We start from the raw sequence: 19951 nt of genomic DNA, 5'->3' as shown, positions 1-19951 counted from the left end.
TTTGGAAAAGCAGACTAACATCAGGATGAAATGGGAGGCAAATGCCCTATGTACTTTCCTCTTCTTCCCATCTACTAGAATATTACATTCTATCTTAAACCAGTAATACTTATATTCGTCTTTGACATTTTTGATAAGAAGCCTGACATGATACATTTACAATCCTCAAATAATTTAATCAAATTACTTTCAATATGTCCGATTTCGATATTATAATGCAAGAGCTGATTAGATTCCGAGATGAACGCAACTGGGAACAATTCCATGGCTCAAAGGATCTCGCACTAGCCATTTCAATTGAAGCAGCAGAGCTGAATGAACTATTTTTGTGGAAAAACGGGGTTGACGCTGAACAAGTTAATGTGGAGCGATTGAAAGAAGAATTGGCTGACGTCTTTTCTTTTTGCTTCCTGTTGGCCAATAAGCATAACCTGGATGTAAAAGAGATGGTGCTTGATAAAATTAAGAAGAATGCAGAAAAGTATCCGATAAGCAAAGCCAAAGGCTCTTCAAAAAAATACAACGACTTTTAAGCTATTTTTATTTCTCACCCTATCTTCCATCCTAAGATGATCGTATACCAGGAAAGCAAGCAGGGTTTTGACAATGATCTATTGACAAACGACATTGAAAATATAATTGCCCGGCAAATAAAACTAAAAACAGGAAAATCTGTAGCGCCTAATGAATTGCAGTCGTATAAAAATTCCCTGGTCTACATGGGAATGGTCCTTAACGATTACACTATACCAGGTGATTGCGGGATATCTATAGAATATCATCTTCCTCAGACTTCTAAGAGGGCAGATTTTATCATTACCGGTTCAGATGAAGATAAAGAAAATGTAATTATTGTTGAGCTGAAACAATGGTCAGCCGCGCACTTAACCGAAAAAGACGGTATTGTTGAAACTCAGTTCAGAGGTAACAGAATACCTACCAGCCATCCTTCTTACCAAGCCTGGTCATATGCGGCTTTGCTTCAATCCTTTAACGGTACTATTGAGGAGGAATCCATTGTCGTTCAGCCTTGTGCTTATCTGCATAATTATGAAGAGGATGATGTAATAACCAATGAATTTTATAAATACTATATTGAGAAAGCACCTGTATTCTTAAAAAAGGATGCTATCAAATTGCGGGAATTCATAAAGAAATTTATGAAGTACGGTGATAAAACAAATATTATAGCCAAAATAGATAATGGAAAGATAAGACCGAGCAAAAGCCTTGCTGACAGCCTCAAGTCATTGATTAAAGGGAATAAGGAATTCATTATGATCGATGACCAAAAAGTAACCTATGAAACGGCACTTTATCTCGCCAGGCATTCTAATAGCAAAAATAAGAACGTATTGATTGTTGAAGGGGGACCCGGTACTGGAAAGTCTGTAGTAGCTATTAATCTATTGGTTGAATTAAACCAAAGGGGCTTGATGACACAATATGTTACAAAAACCCAGGCGCCACGTAGTGTTTATTTTGACAAACTCCGGGATGTTAAAAGAATGACTGAACTTAGAAATTTATTTGTTGGCTCAGGAACTTTCATGAACGCGCCTGAAAACGCAATCTCCACATTGGTTGTAGATGAAGCTCATCGCCTCACAGAAAAAACAGGTTTTCTCCGCCAAGGTGATAACCAGATAAAGGAAATTATCAAAACGGCTACCTGTTCCATATTTTTTATTGATGAAGATCAACGGGTACATTTCGACGATTATGCAGATATTCAATTGATAGAAGCATTTGCCACTGCTGCCGGTGCAAAAGTACACCGGCTTAGCTTGTCTTCACAGTTTCGTTGTAACGGCTCTGATGGTTACCTTGCGTGGCTGGATGATGTTTTGCAAATCCGGGAGACTGCTAACAAATATCTTGGTTCTATTGGATTCGCATATGATTTTAAAGTGGTGGATAGTCCGAACGAGCTATTTAATATAATTGCTGAGAAAAATAGAATTAGCAACAAAGCACGATTAGTTGCAGGATATTGTTGGGATTGGAATAGTCAGCGAAAATCGAGCGAATACGATATTATTATTCCTGAGCATAACTTTAAGATGAAATGGAATTTTAAAGCATATGAATCTGCATGGATTATAGATCCGAGATCAATCGATCAGATTGGCTGTATTCATACATGTCAGGGGCTGGAAGTTGAATACATAGGGGTGATTATAGGAAAAGACCTGATAGCCCGGGAAGGACAGATATTAGTAGATCCTTCAAAAAGGTCCAAAGATGATAAATCTATCACTGGCTATAAGAAGATGCTGAAAGAACAGCCTGAGAGAGCAAAAAAATTAATCAGGGCGATTATTAAGAATACTTACAGAACCTTGATGACAAGAGGATTGAAAGGTTGTTATGTTTATTGTGAAGATAAGGAACTGGAAAGTTATCTGAAAGAGAGATTAAATCTCGCTGTCATTGAAAGAGATATAAAATGAAAATTGAGGCGTTGAGATGTTTTAATTTGTCCCCGATGGTATATGCGGAACAGCATAGTAAATATTTTAAAAATAATTTTGGCTCTTGAAACTCCAGACCTAAATAGAGGCCAGCGTGCATAACTTTTGCAGAGAATATACTTCTAAAATTGTTAGAATGTCCGACAGGAGGATTAGGTTTCTGTCCCGTTAACAAATAAATATAGGAAGTGGATAAAGGTACTATTATTAAAAAGTTGAAAAATATATAATTCGTCATCTATTGGCCTATTTTTAGTTGTCAGGGTATAGATACCAGAGCGAATAAAATGGACATAACGTGTCCGGATTATTAACGGTTATGATTGATTTCTATATGCAACAATGGTATAATAAAATAGACCCGATATTAAAAGATGTTGTTCAAACAGTCTTAATTCTTGAAAGTGCCGATCCCCCTGGGCCGGAGGATTTACCAATATTTACCAACGGCATGTCTGCTTTATTATGTACATCACAGAATAAAGAAAATCGCCTGTCACTGTTTGGAAAGACCGTTCCAACAGAAAGATGGGCAGAATGGGGACGCGCATCGCTGATTGCATTTTTTTTTAAGCCATTTGCCTTAGGGCCTGTTTTCAAGCTATCTGCTCAGCAACTAAAAAATGGAGCTATCGAGCTGAATCGTTGGAATCCGCAAAAGGCAATGGCATTAACTGTTCAACTAGCCTATGCTTCATCAACAGCCGAAAAAGTGGAGGTACTGCATCAGTTTGTTCTTTCCCAGGTTACAGCTAGTCAGCGGGAATGTATGATCATCCGGTATGCTACCGACAAAATACTGGAGAACCCTGAAGCTGATGTGTTGGCACAGATGCTGCAGGAACTTAATCTCACAGAAAGAACCTTTCAACGGATCTTTAAAAAATATGTAGGGATAACGGCCAATGAATACCGGCGGATCTGCCAGTTCCAGTTGGCTTTTTACCAGTTAAAATCTGGCCAGTTTGATAAATTGACCGACGTGGCATATGCTAACGGTTATTTTGATCAGAGCCATTACATCCGTTCTTTTAAGGAATTTACTGCAACTACGCCCAATGACTACCTGCAATTTGGACTAAAGAAAAAATAATGTCGGTTTTATACAATGCCACATTGGGCGGCTGGTTCACCTTTACATAAAATTTAAATGTATGAAAGAACTAATCACGCCTTGCTTATGGTTCGATAACCAGGCAAAAGAAGCTGCCGCTTTGTATTGCAAAATAATTCCCGGCGCGAAAATAGCAATGCAGTCGCCTATTGTCACCGAAATAGAAATAGGTGGACAACATATCACGTTATTAGATGGCGGTCCTATGTACAGACCCAATCCATCCATCTCATTGTATTATATCTGTGAAACAGAAGAAGAATTAAAGAGTATCTGGGAGGAATTATCCAGCGGAGGCTTTATACTGATGCCTTTGGATAAGTATCCGTGGAGCGAAAAATACGGTTGGGTGAGCGACCGGTTTGGTATTTCATGGCAGATTAGTCTGGGGTCAATAGCAGCAGTTGGACAAAAGATCACGCCTTTTTTGATGTTCGTCGGAGATCAGTATGGCCGCGTAAAAGAGGCCATCCAGCACTATACGTCGATATTCCCGGATTCAGCAACAGATGGAATACTCCATTACTCACAAAATGAACAGCCCGACATTGAGGGAAAAGTAAAGCATGCTGTGATAACCCTTGGCGGGCAGAAGTTCATGTTAATGGAGAGTGCGCATGCTCACAAATTTGCATTTAACGAGGGCGTTTCCTTAACGATCCATTGCAACACGCAACAAGAGATAGATCACTATTGGGAAAAATTAACCGAGAGCGGGGCTGAAAGCAGGTGTGGCTGGTTAAAAGATAAATTTGGAGTTTCCTGGCAGGTAGTACCTACTATTCTCGGAAAATTGATGACCGATCCCAATAAGGCCGGTAAGGCTGCCCAGGCATTTATGCAAATGCGAAAATTTGACATTGAACAAATTGTGCAGGCAACGCTTGAGTAAATTTTGGTAAATGCCAGAACAACTAAGGTCCGGCGGCGTTGCTTTAAAGGCATCGCCGCCTGGTTGACTGTCCCTAATTAGGGAATACTTCTCATCTACCTATCGCCATCTTATAAGCCAATGTCGTTTCCGAAACAGGCATCATCGCATCCAATAAAATATCGCTGGTTCCGTAGGTAACTATTTCATCCGCCACTTTTTTAATCAAAGCCAACGTAGCTTTCATTAAGCTGGAACCCAGGCTTAACCTGGCAACACCCATATCCTGTAATTGGCGGATGGAAGGTGGTATGCCTTCTCCAATAGTGGGGTTTAGAAGAATATTAAGGGGAGCATTAATTTCTTTTACCAATGTAGCAATGGTTGCTTTGTCTGATACGGGTTGAACGAATATACAGTCTGCACCCGCTTCCCGGTATTTGTTACCGCGCCTTATAGATTCCGATAACTTTTCTTTCGGCGAACCGGATGAGGTGTAGAAGGAGTCTGTTCTTGCGTTAATCACTAAGTGAAAGCCCAGTGAATTTGATAGCGCGCGGATAGCTGCTATTCTTTCACAGAATGCTATCTCGTCAATTAACACCGGACTTAAATCGATGCTGTCTTCAATGTTTATTCCTGCAATTCCGGTGGCAATTATCTTTTTAACCGAATCAGTTATTTCATCTAAGTTATTTCCATATCCGGCTTCAATATCCACTGTTACGGGAGCTTGTACCCCTTTAACAATGCCAGTTATAATGTTAATCATCTCTGATAACTGCATTACCTGGCAATCGGGATACCCTAAAGCGGCCGCCATTCCCATACTTGTTGTTGCGATTGCTTTATAACCACAGGCCTCTATTAACCTGGAACTGCCAATATCCCATGAATTCAGCAGCACTAAAATTTCTTCGTCATGATGAAATTTCAACAATTTTTCAGCTTTTTCTTTTTGGATAGGTGGAACCATGATCCTGGAATGATTAATGAGAAACTAACTTTTTCTAAAATAGGGGAGAGCATTTCAAATGTATTAAGTTAACGTATTCCAACAGATAGAAAAAATATTGTTGTTGCAGGTACAAGGACGAAAGTGAAGCTCTTGCTCGCGACAGATGTTATTGGAAAACAGCTTTAGGGTATTGCCAGGCAAAAAATTGTGGCGGCAGCTATGGTCGTTGCACCTTGGAGCCGGTACGCCCTATCCTGCTGACCTCACGGGATGAAGTAGCAGCAGGCAGTAAGCATGCCGTTCCTGCAGAACACCGGCAAGCTATCGAAGCAATGTAAAATCCCATTTCCGCTGAATAAATCATTACGGGTAAAAACGAGGTTTAGTGAGCCGCATTTGGCCAGTCGCCATATCCTATAAAATCATGAGAAATGGCTGGTTAACAAGCGTTTTTGATTTTATTTTATTAAATAATGATTTTATTTTAACATTTCTTTAAAAAAGTTTTCAAAAAGTTGGGCGACTAAAAAAACTTTGACTAGGTTTGAGAAGAGGAAAAAAGCATTAGGACCGGAAGACATGCGAGTCATTTCGTCATTTTGGGATAGCTAAAACGTTTTTAAAAAACTGATAGCCTATTTCGTCCAAGGGATATCAACCTACAACAATTTATTTCCTAAACTATAAATTCAATCAGGATCACAACAATTGAAAAGATTAGATTGTTTTTAAGCAGTCAACCAGAATTTTACTAAATCGGGCGTTTTTATCATTCACTTGTCATTCGTAAGCATATGTACGTCAAAATGTTTCTATCGCAAAGTAGCGTTGTTGAGCAATGAGTGATGCCTTGCAGGCAGAATACCTTTATTCCATTTTGGTAAATCAAGCCATCTGAATATTGGCTTGTATGTTATGAATAACGCAATAGCTACTGCTTTGCAGAAAAAAATCAATCAAAAGCATGAGTACTAAACACATAAAACAGTACTCCTATAGATCCGGCCATTATTACCAGCAGCAGGGACTGAATTGCGTAGGCGAGAGGGTAACGACGTTACAGGCTATAGTGCTGAAACCATGAACAAGCTGAGCATCATCGGTGATTTCAGCCAAGTATACTTTTCCACTTATAATCTATACCAAATAAGTTCTATTCAATTTAAAAACAAAAAAATGATGCAGTCAACCAAAAGATGTCTCTTGCTTTTTATGCTCTTTTGCATAGGAAGCATGTTTGCCTATGGGCAAGAAAAAATGACGGTTACAGGTATCGTCAAGGATGCGACGGGAGCGGCTCTGGAAGGAGCTACCGTAGGCGAAAAAGGTACAACCAACGGCGTTTTGACCGGCAAACAAGGAACATTTACCATTAAAGTAAAGCCAGATGCGAAGCTGATCTTTTCTTACATTGGATTTGTGACGCAGGAACTGCCAGCTACCGCTTCTATGCAAATAACATTGGCGTCTAGTATACGAACTACTGATGAGGTGGTAGTGACTGCGCTGGGTATCAAAAAGCAAGCTAAAGCATTAGGTTATGCGGTGTCGAAAATTGATGCCGACCGGATTATGGTCAGCGGTACACCCTCCAATCCTTTACAGGCGCTCTATGGCGCTGCACCTGGCGTGCAGGTGGGAGCTACTGCAGCTGGTCCTACTGCGGGGATGAAAATCAATATCCGTAATGCGGTGTCTTTCGACCAAAATTCCACCACACGTCCGCTGATCGTTGTAGATGGTGTTCCCATTCACGACCAGAATACGCAAATGGGTTACGGCGCTACCGATCGTGATAACGGAACAGGTATCAACGATATCAACCCAGATGACATTGCCTCTATGGAAATTTTGAAGGGAGCTAAAGCATCCGTGTTGTACGGTAGCGAAGGCGCCAACGGTGTGCTGTTGATTACTACCAAAAGCGGCGCTAAAGGCAAAGGACTGGGAGTGGCGGCATCTTTTACCACTTCATGGGATCGCGCAGCTTTCCTGCCTAAATTACAGAATGAATATGGAACAGGTTCCAGCCCCAGCAACTCCAGGAATGATGCACAGGGATATTATTTGGTGGATGGAAAAAGAACATTGGCCACTACATTGGGAGATGGTACTGGTGCACAGGCATTTGGACCAAAATTCGATCCAAGCGTAAAAGTGATGTGGTGGGATGGCGTAGAAAGGCCATGGGTGGCACAAACCAAAAATATCTATAATGATCTTTACCAAACCGGGCATCAAAACTCCACCAACGTGGCTTTAAGTGGCGGTAATGATCAGGGACAGATCCGTTTTTCATACACTAATACCAATATGACCCCCATCAGGCCAGGGTCAAGGTTTGACAAAAATACGTTTAGCCTTAACACCTCTTATAAGGTAAACAATAACGTCACCCTTAAATATACCGGCAACTTTTTTATTTCCAGAAACCTCAACGCTGCCAACCTGAGCACCATGAACGGAGAAGGTCAGCAGGCTGAGATCGGAGCATTTAGTAGCGATATTAATGTAGGTTTGTTAAAGTCGCATTTGCTGACACCCGATGGTTATAATTACTTTGCCAACCCAAGCCTGAGAAACTTAATCTCCAATGGCCGTAAGGGTGTAGTAGGTTTCCTCTGGGATCAGCTCGAGAATCAGTCTATTTTCACAAGATTGCATAATATCCAGTCTTTATCTGCTGATATAAAACTCACCAATATATTTAGTGCCACATTAATGGGTGGTCTGGATTACACTACAGAGCGGAATGAGTATAAAGGTAAATTATTGGATCCCCAGTTATTAGGGCCTAATAGTGGTTTCATGTACAGCGATGTAACGAATACCTACAAGACTACCTACGGACAGGGTATGTTGAACTTCGATACCAAAATAAATTCTGATTTTAATTTATCTGGTTTTGTGGGTGGTGTAATCAGGAAGAATTACACAGAAGGAAAAGGTGCATCAGTAAATGGTTATGGACAACTTGTTATTCCGAACTATTTCTCATTTAATAACTTACCATTAGGCGTACAGCCTCAGTACCAGTTTACAAACGGGCAGGATTTGTTATACAGTTTAATCGGGTCAGCACAGTTGGCGTGGAAAAACCAGGTGTATATCGAAGCGCAGGGAAGGGAAGACTGGTCATCTATTTTGCCTCCGGGATATAATCATTATTTCTATCCTGGTGTAAGTGCTGCGTGGATATTAAGTGAAACCTTTAAATTACCAGCGGCATTTGAATATGCTAAAGTAAGAGGATCATTTGCTACAGTAGGTCGTCCGGGCCCACGCTACTTCAGTAACGTGAACTATACTACCTCCCAAACTGGCGGTGGCTATGTATTAACTCCTCCGTCTGATCTTCCTCCAATGGATGCCAACGGTAAGCCAAACTTAAAACCTGAGCGTAAACGTGAATTTGAATTAGGTTTTGAAACTTACCTGCTCCAGAACAAAAGAATTGGTGTAGACTTCTCTTATTACAGATCTCATATCTACGACCAGATCATGGCGGTAGCTGCACCTCCGGGAATGGGCGTTAAAAATATTCGTATGAACGCTGGTGACGTAATGAGTACTGGATGGGAGCTGGCTATTAAAACAAAACCAGTTTTATCGAAGAATTTTGAGTGGGATGTAAACCTGACATTTGCACGTGGCAAAACTACTGTTGAAAAACTGGATGGTAAACTGCAGTCTCTTACCCTGTGGAATTCCTTCGGTGCAGTGAATACGGTAGCTAACGTGGGTCAGGAGTATGGCCAGATTTACCTGACTAAGTCAACCTACACTTATAACAATCCTAATAATGCAAATGACCCAAGCAATGGAAAAAAAGTAGTGAATGCTGCCGGATCAGCCTATGACTATACCAGCACTGCGAAGCTGATTGGTAAAACAATTCCTGATGTAACAGGAGGCTTTTTCACTTCTTTTGCCTACAAAAATATACGCCTTATTGCCAACCTGGACTACCAGTTTGGAGCTACTTTCCTGTCTGGTTCAGAAACCTATATGATGGCTGCAGGTGCGTTGAAAGAAACATTGAAGTATAGAGATGAGGCACATGGTGGCGTGGCTTATTACTTAGATGCCAGTTCCAAGAAAGTGGCAGGTACAAACCCTAACGGCGGTCCAACCTTCCACGACGGTGTGATATTGGATGGCGTGGGTACTGATGGTAAACCAAACACAAAAGTGGTGTCTGCTGATAACTACTACTACGATTCTTATTTTTCCAATGGCTTCTTCCCTGAAGACAGGATCTTTAAAAGTGACTACGTAGCCCTGCGTAATGTGGCTATCGACTACACTTTGAACTCAAACATTGCCCGCAAGGTACGTATGAGCAACTTGGTGGTATCCGTTTTTGCAAACAATGTGGCTTATCTCTACAAAGCTGCTCCGAATGCAATACCTGAATCAACTAACGGAACAGGCTGGGGTGTAGGTTCATATGGAACAACTGCATTGCCTGCTCAGCGTTCAATAGGTATTTCTATCAAAACTAAATTCTAAAAACAACTAAGATGAAATACAACAAATTAAAATCATTTTTCGTACTTACGTTGTTACTGTCTTCTGTAGCATGTAAGAAGAAGCTGGAGGACTTATACCAGAATCCTGATGGATATTCGAAAGACATGGCTGATAAGTCAGGGGTAAGCGTTATATCCGGATTTTTCACCTCTCAGCTAACCCAGGGATTCTTCCTGAGTGGTGATTATGGTTCTGTTTACCACCAGGTAAGAAGTGGAGGGAGGGTTACTGCAAGTGCCATCCAGATTTATAACACCACTACTGAAGGGGGCGCTTACACGCTCCATGATGTGGAGCATGACTGGGGCACCGGCGGTTTTAACGAGTCTATTTTTAACTTTGTTAATACGCAATGGATTACGCCTATACTCTGGGCGCAACGTGAATACAATAACACACCCCAGGCTAAACGGACCAATTTAGATAGCCTGTACATCACCTTAATGCATGTTTTAAAAGGTTATGCTTACCAGAGAGCAACCGACATGTACGATAAGGTTCCATATATAGAAACAGGATCAGCGGGCGGACTTGATGGTGTTAAAGCGAAATACCTGGGCCAAGCTGATATCTATCCGAAAATAATCAGCGATTTCAAAGCTGCCGACGACGCATTGGCAACGATGACACTGACACCTACCCAGCAGGCGGCATTCAACCAACAGGATATCCTTTTTGGAGGAAATATTCTGAAATGGCGTAAGTATGTTAATTCATTAAGATTGCGTTGTGCAATGAACGTAAGCGAGGTTACCCCTACGCTTACCCGGCAGGTGCTGACCGAGTTGCAGGGCAAGCCTTTAATGAGCGACTATAACGACGTGGCCGGTGTGGCGGACATCGCTGTTATTGCACTGAACCGTATTTGTAATGAATTAGGTATTACACGTTCGTTCAGAGAAAGGGGGCTTGATTTCCGTGCCGGGAAGAAATTCCTACAGGACGTGATGTATTGTCAGCCAACCGTAGGTAGTAAAGTGATAAACGGACAAACGTTATCCTATTTTAGCGGTGATAATTCCGCAACTGGGTTAGTGAATGGTACTGTTGACCCACGTGTTGCTTATATCTTCGCTCCGGACTGGAGTGGCAGATACCTGGGAGCTGATACAAAATGGGATGGTAATACGGATCCAAATAGTTATTTAAATAAAGTTTTGCGTGGCTTTTATATCAACGATCCTATTTTGACCGATATTTCCAAAACAACATTCAACTACGGCGTAAATAAGTCCATCCAATTGGATGCAGCATCAAAGGCAGATCTGAGTAAACGGGAGGCATTCCTGTTAAGTGCACTTCGCAGCGCCGTTGCCAATGGCGATGACAATGATGGAAACGTAGGTACAGCAAGCAACCTGGTGTCCGAGTACAATATTCGCCCGGAATTCAACTTTGCACTAAAATATCCAACCATCCATGCGGTTGAAACCGAGCTTTCACTCGCTGAAGCGGCAGTAAGAGGTTTTGGTCAGCTGAATGGTGCTGCCCGCGATCACTACAAGAATGCGATTATCTTGTCCTGCAAATATTGGTATGATCTGAATAACTCAAATCAATATTCCAAGACAACTTTACCCGCCATGCCAACAACCATGGATGATGCAAGAATCAATGCAAAGCCCGCCATGGAATATAATGCAAGCGTTTATGCAGAGAATGCAGCGCAGAAATTTGATGCCATGTCAAGCACGCAGAAGGTTCAGGCAATTTTCAACCAGCTTCAGCTGCATTACAATATGCTGAACTTTGAAGTGCCCTATACCGCTGCCCGCAGGTTAATTAAATACCTGGGTACCAATCCGGTTGCTATGTATGACGTATACAAATGGAAAGAAAGAATGACTTATCCAAGTAGCGTTCAGGCTGCGGATCCGGAAGGTTGGTCAATTATTAGTCCTTCTAATAATCCAGATCTTCCAGTATGGTTTACCGGCCGTACTACCAAATGGAAGAATGTATTAGAATAGAGCATGGCAATAGTTTAGTAGAAAAGTGAAGACAACAATAAGGCCGCCTTTGGGCGGCTTTATTGTTTTAGCATACCTCCGGAATTAGTTCGTCCAAATTTTAGCGCTTACCTTCACTGTATAATATGGCGTATTATGCAACTCATGCATCAATTCCTGAAAAAACAGGTAGGTATCTCTGACGAAGACTGGATGCTATTTTCTTCCCGTTTTGAGCAGAAAATTTACCCCGCGAAAACCTTCTACCTGAAAGCCGGAGAAACAGAAAACTACCTGACATTTGTTGACCGGGGATTGTTACGCTTTTATATAGAAGACAAAGAAGGCAATGATACTACTATCGGTTTTTCATTTGAAGGCTGGTTTATGACGGTCTTCAGCTCTTTTTATACCCGTAAACCGTCTCTCTACTATGGTGAAATACTGGCTGAAACAACCCTCTGGCGCATTCATTACGACGATTTGCAGGAGATGTACAGCCGGTTAAAGATCGTGGAAAGAATAGGGCGGCTGGCTACTGAACAGCTGCTTTTACTGAAATCAGACAGGGAGCTTTCCTTTCTCTTAAAGTCTGCCGAAGAACGTTACCTCGACCTCTTTCATAAAGCCCCTCACTTATTGCAGCAGGTGCCCCTGAAATACCTGGCTTCCTATATCGGTGTTACCCCTCAGGCACTGAGCCGGATCCGCAAACGCATTTCTTAACCCAGGTTCATTTTTCGGGAGTAGGTTGTCCGTTAATTTTGCAGGAACATACTGACAGAAAATAAGATAATCTATGATAGCTCAATATCTTTGGGAGACAGGTTCGGCCATTATCGGACTGATGGGCCTTTCTCACCTTCGTGCTACGCTGTGGACCAATAAATTGTTTCCCCGCAATGAAAAACTCATAGAAGAAATGAGAGATGCTTCGCTACTAATTTCAGAAAAACTGATGATGTGGAAGTCATGGATAGGATTCAATGCCACACATAGTAGCGGTACAGCTTTTATCGGAATCATGAACTTTTACCTGGCGCTGAACTGCTTTACTTTTTTGAGATCCAGTCAATTTTTACTTTTATTAACAATACTTACGGTAGGGTTTTATGTGTGGGTGGCATGGAAGTACTGGCTCAGGATTGTATTGGTAATGCTTAGTGTGGCATGGGGGGCTTTTATAGTTGCTTATATACTGATGTTTATATAGCAGGTAATGATCCCGCCCTGCAATAGTAAAACCATTTCAGGACGGGATATATTTATCTCAGCATCAATCGTCATCGTCATCCTGCTTAGCATCTACTTTCAGGCCGAGGGCTTTTAAACCTTTTTGATGCGCACCGAAGTATTGTTTCGGAAACGGTTTGTCGCCGTGTATAGTTGACCATACGTATTCACTAAACAGCAGGGCGTCTCTGTCAATTAGATCTGGTTTGGAGAAATCCATTTTCTGCGTCATAGGCGCCAACCTGGCGGTAGTTTTGCTTTTAATCTTGTCCTTGCCGGGATTCATCTCATTGATCGCAATGGTTGGTGTCAGGCTGTTGTACGTGGTATAGTCGGGTACGTCCTGGAAACAGGCGGTCATTAATGGAGCGGCTGCTACCAACTGGTTCATGGGCTGTACGCCAAATATCTGGCAAATAGTGTGCAATACAGACGATTGATTGTAAAAATTACTGATGATAGCATCACGCTTTACAAAAGGGCTCGCAATCAAACAGAATGAACGGTGCCCATCCACATGGTCTGTACCACTTTGAGGATCATCTTCGTTGATGAAGATGGCCATATCCTTCCAGAAAGAACTTTTGGAAAGCGCTTCCACCACCCGGCCGGTGGCCCAGTCGTTATCTGTTACGTAAGCGCGGGGAGTAGGTGTTTCCTCGCTATACCCGCTGGTATGGTCGTTAGGTAGATAGATGATCAGGAATTCAGGGAGACTGCCTGCGGTTTCGTATTCCTTCAGCGCATTGATAAATGCATCGGCCCTGACCTGGTCTGTAATATTCATGTTCCATCCGGGATAACGCAGGTCGCTGTACTTTTCCAGGCTTTTCATGGCATAGGAACATTTGTACTGAGCCGAATCGTTTTTATTTTTCCAGGCACTATATACATCGGTCCAGGTTTTCCCCTTGGTTATTTCAGCGAGGTCTGTTTCGCCAAAGTTCCTGAATGAAATGCCTTTGCGCAGCAGATGATTCCAGATAAACCCGCAGCCAGCATAGGACAGGGGATCTGTTCCAAAATCATAAGCGCAGTGCCCATTGGAGAAATCTTTTTCATGGTAAGGGGTGGTTATTCCCTGTATGGCCCACTGGTGGCCATCGCTGGAGTTAACACCATTGCAATAATAGTTATCCAGCAAGGCAAATTGCTTCGCCAGTGCGTGGGTATTAGGAGTTGTTTCGTTGCCAAATTCAACGAGCTTAGGATCGCAGTTACCCTTGCCAATGTCGCCCAGCACCTGGTCAAATTTTTTATTTTCTTTAATGATATATACGACGTGCCTGATAGAAGATGGTTCACCCGGATTGTCGGGAATGGGTTTAGGCCTTGCATTTGAATTGGCTGCAGCCTGTGCCCTCAGTAAATCTATAAAGTGAAATCCTTTCTTTGCCTCCGCAGTAAAAGCTTCTACTTCGGCTTTATCACCGGGAAGTTCAACTTTCTGTACTTGTCCCTTCAGCGCAGTCACATTGCCAATAAATAAATTATTCCCCGCAGTGCAGATAGTACCAGGAAAGCCGCCGGCAGCAATAAACCCATAAGGAGCTTGCTGCATGTGATGCGGATCAATGAGCGCGATGGAGTTGTTGCCAGCGTTGGATGCCAGTAACGTTTTCCCGTCGGCACTGAATGCCAGCGCCGTTGTCAGGCTACCATAGGGAAGAGAAGGATCAGGCTTGGTGCTAATAGTATGTACGATTTTTAAGGTCTTTACATCTATCACGCTAATGCCATCGCCGCTATCATCTGTTACATACAGGGACTTGCCATCAGGTGATAATACCATCGACTCAGGATGAATGCGGGTGGCGATATCGGTAATCTTTTTCCTTGATTCAATATCAATAACGGTAACAGCGCCGCGCAGCGCTACAGACCGATCGTCTACTGCCACATCTGTTCCGGCCGATTTTTCTGTCTTGTCGCCTTTTTTTGCATGTGGTCCTCCGAAATTACTGACGAAGGCCAACTTTTTATCTTTACTGATAACAATAGCATAAGGACAAACACCCACAGGGATCCTGCTCAATAATTTGCCTTTGGAAAGATCCACTACGGCAACCTCGTTAGTGATGGCCAGCGCCACAAACGCAATGTTATTGGGACATAACCCAACGCCTAAAGGGTTGGTATTTTTATTATTAACGGATAGATCGATGGTGTTTGTCAGGGTAAATGTTCCCGAAGGGCTCACATTTCCTACATATAGATTCTTTTGCAGGCCGGTAAAATAAATAGTAGAGTCGTTTTCACCCACTGCCAGGCCGTTCATAGAGCCCGATTCCTTATTGGGATAGTCGTAATATTTAAGTATGCTATATTCCCTGGCATCAATAAAAGCCAGGCGCCTGTTGGTTTTTGCAATGAGCACATTTTTGTGGTGAGCACACTCCAGGTTTAATACCCGGGTACCCTCTGCTAAATTGAGTCCTTGCCCCGCCGGCGTTAGTATTTGCCCGTTGGGTAGTAGTCTGTCGCCTGCCAAAGACTGATGCCAGGAAGTATCTACCGGCTTCCTGATATCCCTATGTTTCTCCGGAGGATCTGATACCTGCGCCTGTAAACTTTGCGCAGCCAATAAAAGGTAAACAGCAGCCGTTTTTAGCAAAAAATGTGGTCCTGTATTCATATTTCGATAGTTATAAACGCAGTGTAAGATATACTAAACACAGATTAATATATACTAAAAGTACGCTGGGCGGTTTAATCTTTAGATAAACATATCGTTAATTAATGTTGCCTGTTTTATAGCGTCGACTGTTACCCGGTGCCGACATTTTTTTGGCAATTTCCCCAAATTATCCTTGCTTTGTTTACCGTTCAGACCAATGGGAAATATTTTCAAAAATATTATTAACAGGCCGTCCTAGTTGGAGCTCCTCCCATTAGCAGATACTCCTTTCTGCTACTTACCACTCATTTTATTTTTCAATATACCGCAGCCATGATACACCAACATGGAGGTAATCACTGACCATTTAAAATATTTTTTACGTGATGCTTTTTGAAAATCAGCGGGCTTTTGCACAAAGCCTGGATCAGCAAGACCCGTTACATACGTTCAGAAGTGAATTCCTGTTTCCGCAGCAAAATGGCACTCCCTTCATTTATTTATGCGGAAATTCGCTGGGATTACAGCCTAAAACGGCGCGAAGCTATGTAGATCAACAGCTCAGCAACTGGGAAAACATGGCCGTAGAAGGATGGTTTGAAGGAGATACTCCCTGGATGTATTATCATAAAGAGCTGAAACGTTTGATGGGCCATATTGTAGGCGCCAGCGCCGCAGAGGTATGCCCTATGAATACGTTAACGGTTAACCTGCACCTGCTGATGGTAAGTTTTTACCGGCCTACAGCCGGACGATTTAAAATCATCATGGAAGCCGGCGCTTTCCCCTCTGATCAATATGCCATAGAAAGCCAGGTAAGATTTCATGGTTACGATCCGAAGGAAGCGATTATAGAAGTGGCGCCTAGGGCTGGGGAAAACACGTTGAATACCGCGGACATCCTGGCTGCTATCGCCGGTAACGGCGAACAGATCGCACTGGTACTCTTTGGCGGTATCAATTATTTTACCGGCCAATGGTTCGATATGCCCGCCATTACCCGGGCGGGACACGCTGTAGGCGCAGTAGTAGGCTTTGACCTGGCGCATGCTGCGGGCAATGTGCCTTTGAAACTGCACGATTGGGATATTGACTTTGCCTGTTGGTGTTCTTACAAATATCAGAATGCAGGTCCCGGCGGTATCAGCGGGATATTTGTACACGAAAAGCATTTCTCCGATATGTCCCTGCATCGCTTTGCCGGATGGTGGGGCTATAACGAGCAGCAACGGTTTAAGATGGAGAAAGGATTTATCCCGGAAGCTGGCGCCGATGGCTGGCAGGTGAGTTGTACCCAGGTGATTCCAATGGCCCTGTATCATGCCTCCCTGCAAATTTTTGAGAAAGCTGGTTTCATTGAGCCGCTGAGAAAAAAGAGTGAACAACTTACCGCCTACCTGTGCTATATCATCGACGAAGTAAATAAGCAGCTGGGATTTGAACAGTATAAGATCATAACGCCCGCCACCACTGAAGACAGAGGGGCCCAGGTATCTATCGTAGCCAAGCACAACGCCAAAGAGATATTTAATGCTTTAATGGCTCATCATGTTTTGGGCGACTGGCGCGAGCCCAATGTAATCAGGCTCAGTCCCGTACCACTGTACAATAGCTTCGAAGACGTATTCCTGGCAGGAGAGCGCTTAATGGCTATCAGCAAAACAATCATCACCCACCGAAACTAAGCACACGATGGAAATAACACCGGAAATTAAAGATAGATTGCTGAGATTACAGGAGAAGTATGCCGCCATGGGGCAGGATCTCAACGCTTATCTCGACGGGCTGCTCTACGCCGATTACCTTACCTATTGGGATTATATTCACCTCGATACTTTGTTGAGTCTGCAACATCCAAAGACATCCTACCCTGATGAGGAAATCTTTATCATGTATCACCAGATCACAGAGCTGTATTTTAAACTCACCTTACATGAGTGCAAACAAATAGCCGGCAATGCTTCACTGACAGCCGATGTTTTCGCAACAAAGCTGAAGCGGATCAACGCTTACTTCACTGCCCTGGTATCCTCTTTTGATATCATGGTAGATGGTATGGACAAAGAACAGTTCCTGAAGTTCAGGATGTCCCTGCTCCCCGCCAGCGGCTTCCAGTCCGGGCAATACCGTATGATAGAAATTTATGCTACGGATTTCACACAGTTGGTAAGCCTGGCCAAACGGGAAGAGCTGAAATACGCCACCATCAAGGAGAAGTTTGAACATATTTACTGGAAGTCCGGCGCTTCTGAACTATCTACCGGCAAGCAAACCCTCACGCTACAACAGTTTATTGCCAAATATGCGGCACAGTTCCTGCAATTGGCGGAAGACAATGTGCATACCAACTTCTCTGCGTTATACCAGTCGCTGCGCCAACGAGGTGAAAATATGGAAGCCGTAGAAGAAGAGCTCCGGAAACTGGATTTATTTGTCAATGTCGAATGGCCGCTGTCGCACTATAAATCCGCCGTTCGTTACCTGGAGCGCGATCCGGTAGATATTGCCGCTACCGGTGGCACCAATTGGCAGAAATATCTTCCTCCCAGATTCCAGAAAAGGATATTTTTCCCTTATCTGTGGACAGAAGAGCAGGTAGATCAATGGGGTAAATCCTGGGTGATGAATGTGTTGAAGGCATACAGGGTATAGCCTGTTTCGGGTTGGAGTGTAGCTGCTCCAGCCCGATATTACTCCATTGCTATCAGCTCGGGTCTGTCGCTGCTTACTGGTACCGGCAACAGGAAGAGTACAATCGCTACCATGATCAAACAGGCTATATCTGCGGCCATCCCGCTTTTAAAAGCAGTGAGGTAATCAGGATGGGGATGAGTATCAATCACATGATAAAATACGCCCCCAATAATACAGATGCCAAGTGCAGAAGCAGTTTGCTGGAATGTGGAGAATACGCCGGAGGCGGTGCCTGCAAATTTTGCCGGGATGCTTCTTAGTACAATTGTCAGGAGAGATGGTAATACCATGCCATTGCCAAGTCCATATAACCCGATAAGTGCAATAGGCCACCAACGCTGCATTTGAGGCTGATAGATCTTTACCTGTAATAAAAAAGAGAAAAATATAATCACGATTCCTGCCAGCAAAACACGCTTGCCATACCGGGGAATCAATCTCCCTGCCAACATTGAAGTAATCATAAATAAAACAGCATGAAGAAGGAAGTATGTTCCGCATGCCAGTGCGCTGAGGTGAAGGCCATCCTGTAAATAAACGGCTATCATCAACAGATAAGCGGTGTGCATCATGAAATGGAACAACACTGCCAATAAACCGAGATTAAATTCCTTCAAGGTGAAAAGAGAAACGTCGAGCAACGGCATCTTGAGCTGCTTTTTCTTCTTTTTTTGATCTATACTCAGATAAGTGAATATGAATAATGATAACAGGATCAACCATATGCTCCATGCTGGCCAACCAAGCTCGCGGCCTTTAGTCAACGGATAAATTAAACAAATAAGGCCCGTTGTTAGTATTCCGGCTCCAGCATAATCAAAACTGCCCGTGGTTACCCTGTCAGTTTCGGGGAGGAACCGCGCAATGGCCCAGGTAGCAGCAATCCCTACTGGCAGATTAATAAAAAAGATGAGCCGCCAACCCGCTACGATCAGGTGAGTATCCACCAGCCACCCACCCAGGACCTGACCAATAATAGCAGCGATACTGAGCGTAGCTCCATACCAGCCAATTGCTTTAGCTCTTTCTTTGGGATCTGTAAATAATACTTGTATATAGGCAATAGATTGTGGTACCATCAGGGCGGAACTTATACCTTGAAAAAAGCGCATAATATTCAGCTGCATGGCGGTTTGTGATAATCCACAGCAACAGGAGCTGAGTGTAAATAGCATCATCCCCCATAAGAACACCTTCTTTTTTCCCAGGTAATCGCCAGCTCGTCCCCCGATAATTAGCAGAGAGGCGCTTCCCAGCAGGTAGCCGGCTATTACCAGCTGCATTTCTCCGTTGGTGGCATGCACCCCTTGCTGGATGCCAGGTATGGCCATATTGATAATAAAGATGTCAATAACGTACAGTAAAGGCGCTGTCAGCACAATGGCCAGCGCAATCCATTTGTTAGATGTCGGGTTATTTCTCATAATCTTAAGCAGGCGTATTCGGCTTTATCCGCTGTGGGATAAAAGTGTTACGGGGAATAATAGTTGAATAAATAAGGGAGAGAT

At 43.1% G+C, this 19951-nt stretch carries 13 protein-coding genes; 10 read left to right on the top strand and 3 right to left on the bottom strand.

All coding sequences use genetic code 11. The features are described 5' to 3' along the window. Positions 1 to 194: 194 nt before the first annotated feature. The 4 genes from HGH90_RS30460 to HGH90_RS30445 all read left to right on the top strand — a co-directional run bounded on the left by HGH90_RS30460 (position 195) and on the right by HGH90_RS30445 (position 4480). Positions 195 to 533 carry a nucleotide pyrophosphohydrolase gene (locus HGH90_RS30460; protein ID WP_211172713.1) on the top strand — a complete coding sequence of 113 codons (339 nt, stop codon included), beginning with the start codon at positions 195 to 197 and terminating at the stop codon, positions 531 to 533. Positions 534 to 569: 36 nt separating this feature from the next. Next, positions 570 to 2453 carry a DUF2075 domain-containing protein gene (locus tag HGH90_RS30455; protein WP_169192690.1) on the top strand — a complete coding sequence of 628 codons (1884 nt, stop codon included), beginning with the start codon at positions 570 to 572 and terminating at the stop codon, positions 2451 to 2453. Between the two features lie 472 nt (positions 2454 to 2925). After that, positions 2926 to 3567 (top strand): helix-turn-helix domain-containing protein, encoded by a 642-nt coding sequence (locus tag HGH90_RS30450; RefSeq protein WP_169192689.1) that lies wholly within the window; start codon positions 2926 to 2928, stop codon positions 3565 to 3567. A gap of 61 nt (positions 3568 to 3628) precedes the next feature. Continuing rightward, positions 3629 to 4480: a VOC family protein gene (locus tag HGH90_RS30445; protein ID WP_169192688.1), complete on the top strand. Its 852-nt coding sequence runs from the start codon at positions 3629 to 3631 to the stop codon at positions 4478 to 4480. 91 nt (positions 4481 to 4571) lie between these two features. On the opposite strand, the gene HGH90_RS30440 is transcribed toward HGH90_RS30445, so the two are convergent. Then, positions 4572 to 5435, bottom strand: coding sequence for an isocitrate lyase/phosphoenolpyruvate mutase family protein (locus HGH90_RS30440; RefSeq protein WP_169192687.1), 864 nt, complete (start codon positions 5433 to 5435; stop codon positions 4572 to 4574). 1158 nt (positions 5436 to 6593) lie between these two features. On the opposite strand from HGH90_RS30440, the gene HGH90_RS30435 reads away from it, so the two are divergent. The 4 genes from HGH90_RS30435 (at position 6594) to HGH90_RS30420 (ending at position 13112) form a co-directional block, all read left to right on the top strand. Continuing rightward, positions 6594 to 9929, top strand: a complete 3336-nt coding sequence (locus HGH90_RS30435) for a SusC/RagA family TonB-linked outer membrane protein (protein ID WP_168766153.1) — start codon at positions 6594 to 6596, stop codon at positions 9927 to 9929. An 11-nt stretch (positions 9930 to 9940) separates the two neighbouring features. Further along, positions 9941 to 11920, top strand: a complete 1980-nt coding sequence (locus HGH90_RS30430; RefSeq protein ID WP_168766152.1) for a SusD/RagB family nutrient-binding outer membrane lipoprotein — start codon at positions 9941 to 9943, stop codon at positions 11918 to 11920. Between the two features lie 135 nt (positions 11921 to 12055). Then, a complete protein-coding gene (locus tag HGH90_RS30425; protein ID WP_168766151.1) occupies positions 12056 to 12625 on the top strand; it encodes a Crp/Fnr family transcriptional regulator in 570 nt (189 codons plus the stop codon). Positions 12626 to 12698: 73 nt separating this feature from the next. Further along, positions 12699 to 13112: an LIC_13387 family protein gene (locus HGH90_RS30420; RefSeq protein ID WP_168766150.1), complete on the top strand. Its 414-nt coding sequence runs from the start codon at positions 12699 to 12701 to the stop codon at positions 13110 to 13112. A gap of 63 nt (positions 13113 to 13175) precedes the next feature. On the opposite strand, the gene HGH90_RS30415 is transcribed toward HGH90_RS30420, so the two are convergent. Then, positions 13176 to 15767 (bottom strand): bifunctional YncE family protein/alkaline phosphatase family protein, encoded by a 2592-nt coding sequence (locus HGH90_RS30415; RefSeq protein ID WP_169192686.1) that lies wholly within the window; start codon positions 15765 to 15767, stop codon positions 13176 to 13178. A 368-nt stretch (positions 15768 to 16135) separates the two neighbouring features. On the opposite strand from HGH90_RS30415, the gene kynU reads away from it, so the two are divergent. Both kynU and HGH90_RS30405 read left to right on the top strand, forming a co-directional pair. Beyond that, entirely contained in the window at positions 16136 to 17434 is a 1299-nt protein-coding gene (kynU, locus tag HGH90_RS30410; protein WP_169192685.1) for a kynureninase, read from the top strand. Between the two features lie 7 nt (positions 17435 to 17441). Next, positions 17442 to 18401 (top strand): tryptophan 2,3-dioxygenase family protein, encoded by a 960-nt coding sequence (locus tag HGH90_RS30405; RefSeq protein WP_168766148.1) that lies wholly within the window; start codon positions 17442 to 17444, stop codon positions 18399 to 18401. Between the two features lie 38 nt (positions 18402 to 18439). Here HGH90_RS30405 and HGH90_RS30400 read toward each other — a convergent pair whose 3' ends face one another. Then, on the bottom strand, positions 18440 to 19867 hold the full coding sequence (locus HGH90_RS30400) for an MFS transporter (RefSeq protein WP_168766147.1): 1428 nt from the start codon (positions 19865 to 19867) through the stop codon (positions 18440 to 18442). Positions 19868 to 19951: the final 84 nt, after the last annotated feature.

Origin of the sequence: Chitinophaga sp. Ak27, assembly GCF_012726295.1 — a bacterium.
Taxonomy (GTDB): Bacteria; Bacteroidota; Bacteroidia; order Chitinophagales; family Chitinophagaceae; genus Chitinophaga.
This window is presented reverse-complemented; position numbering and strand designations above follow the sequence as displayed.

What these genes read in the sequence shown, in the direction of transcription:
- HGH90_RS30445 (WP_169192688.1), top strand. Translation starts at nt 3,629, where the DNA reads ATGAAAGAACTAATCACGCCTTGCTTATGGTTCGATAACCAGGCAAAA.
- HGH90_RS30415 (WP_169192686.1), bottom strand. Translation starts at nt 15,767, where the DNA reads ATGAATACAGGACCACATTTTTTGCTAAAAACGGCTGCTGTTTACCTT.
- HGH90_RS30460 (WP_211172713.1), top strand. Translation starts at nt 195, where the DNA reads ATGTCCGATTTCGATATTATAATGCAAGAGCTGATTAGATTCCGAGAT.
- HGH90_RS30405 (WP_168766148.1), top strand. Translation starts at nt 17,442, where the DNA reads ATGGAAATAACACCGGAAATTAAAGATAGATTGCTGAGATTACAGGAG.
- HGH90_RS30425 (WP_168766151.1), top strand. Translation starts at nt 12,056, where the DNA reads ATGCAACTCATGCATCAATTCCTGAAAAAACAGGTAGGTATCTCTGAC.
- HGH90_RS30400 (WP_168766147.1), bottom strand. Translation starts at nt 19,867, where the DNA reads ATGAGAAATAACCCGACATCTAACAAATGGATTGCGCTGGCCATTGTG.
- HGH90_RS30450 (WP_169192689.1), top strand. Translation starts at nt 2,926, where the DNA reads ATGTCTGCTTTATTATGTACATCACAGAATAAAGAAAATCGCCTGTCA.
- kynU (WP_169192685.1), top strand. Translation starts at nt 16,136, where the DNA reads ATGCTTTTTGAAAATCAGCGGGCTTTTGCACAAAGCCTGGATCAGCAA.
- HGH90_RS30420 (WP_168766150.1), top strand. Translation starts at nt 12,699, where the DNA reads ATGATAGCTCAATATCTTTGGGAGACAGGTTCGGCCATTATCGGACTG.
- HGH90_RS30435 (WP_168766153.1), top strand. Translation starts at nt 6,594, where the DNA reads ATGATGCAGTCAACCAAAAGATGTCTCTTGCTTTTTATGCTCTTTTGC.
- HGH90_RS30440 (WP_169192687.1), bottom strand. Translation starts at nt 5,435, where the DNA reads ATGGTTCCACCTATCCAAAAAGAAAAAGCTGAAAAATTGTTGAAATTT.
- HGH90_RS30455 (WP_169192690.1), top strand. Translation starts at nt 570, where the DNA reads ATGATCGTATACCAGGAAAGCAAGCAGGGTTTTGACAATGATCTATTG.
- HGH90_RS30430 (WP_168766152.1), top strand. Translation starts at nt 9,941, where the DNA reads ATGAAATACAACAAATTAAAATCATTTTTCGTACTTACGTTGTTACTG.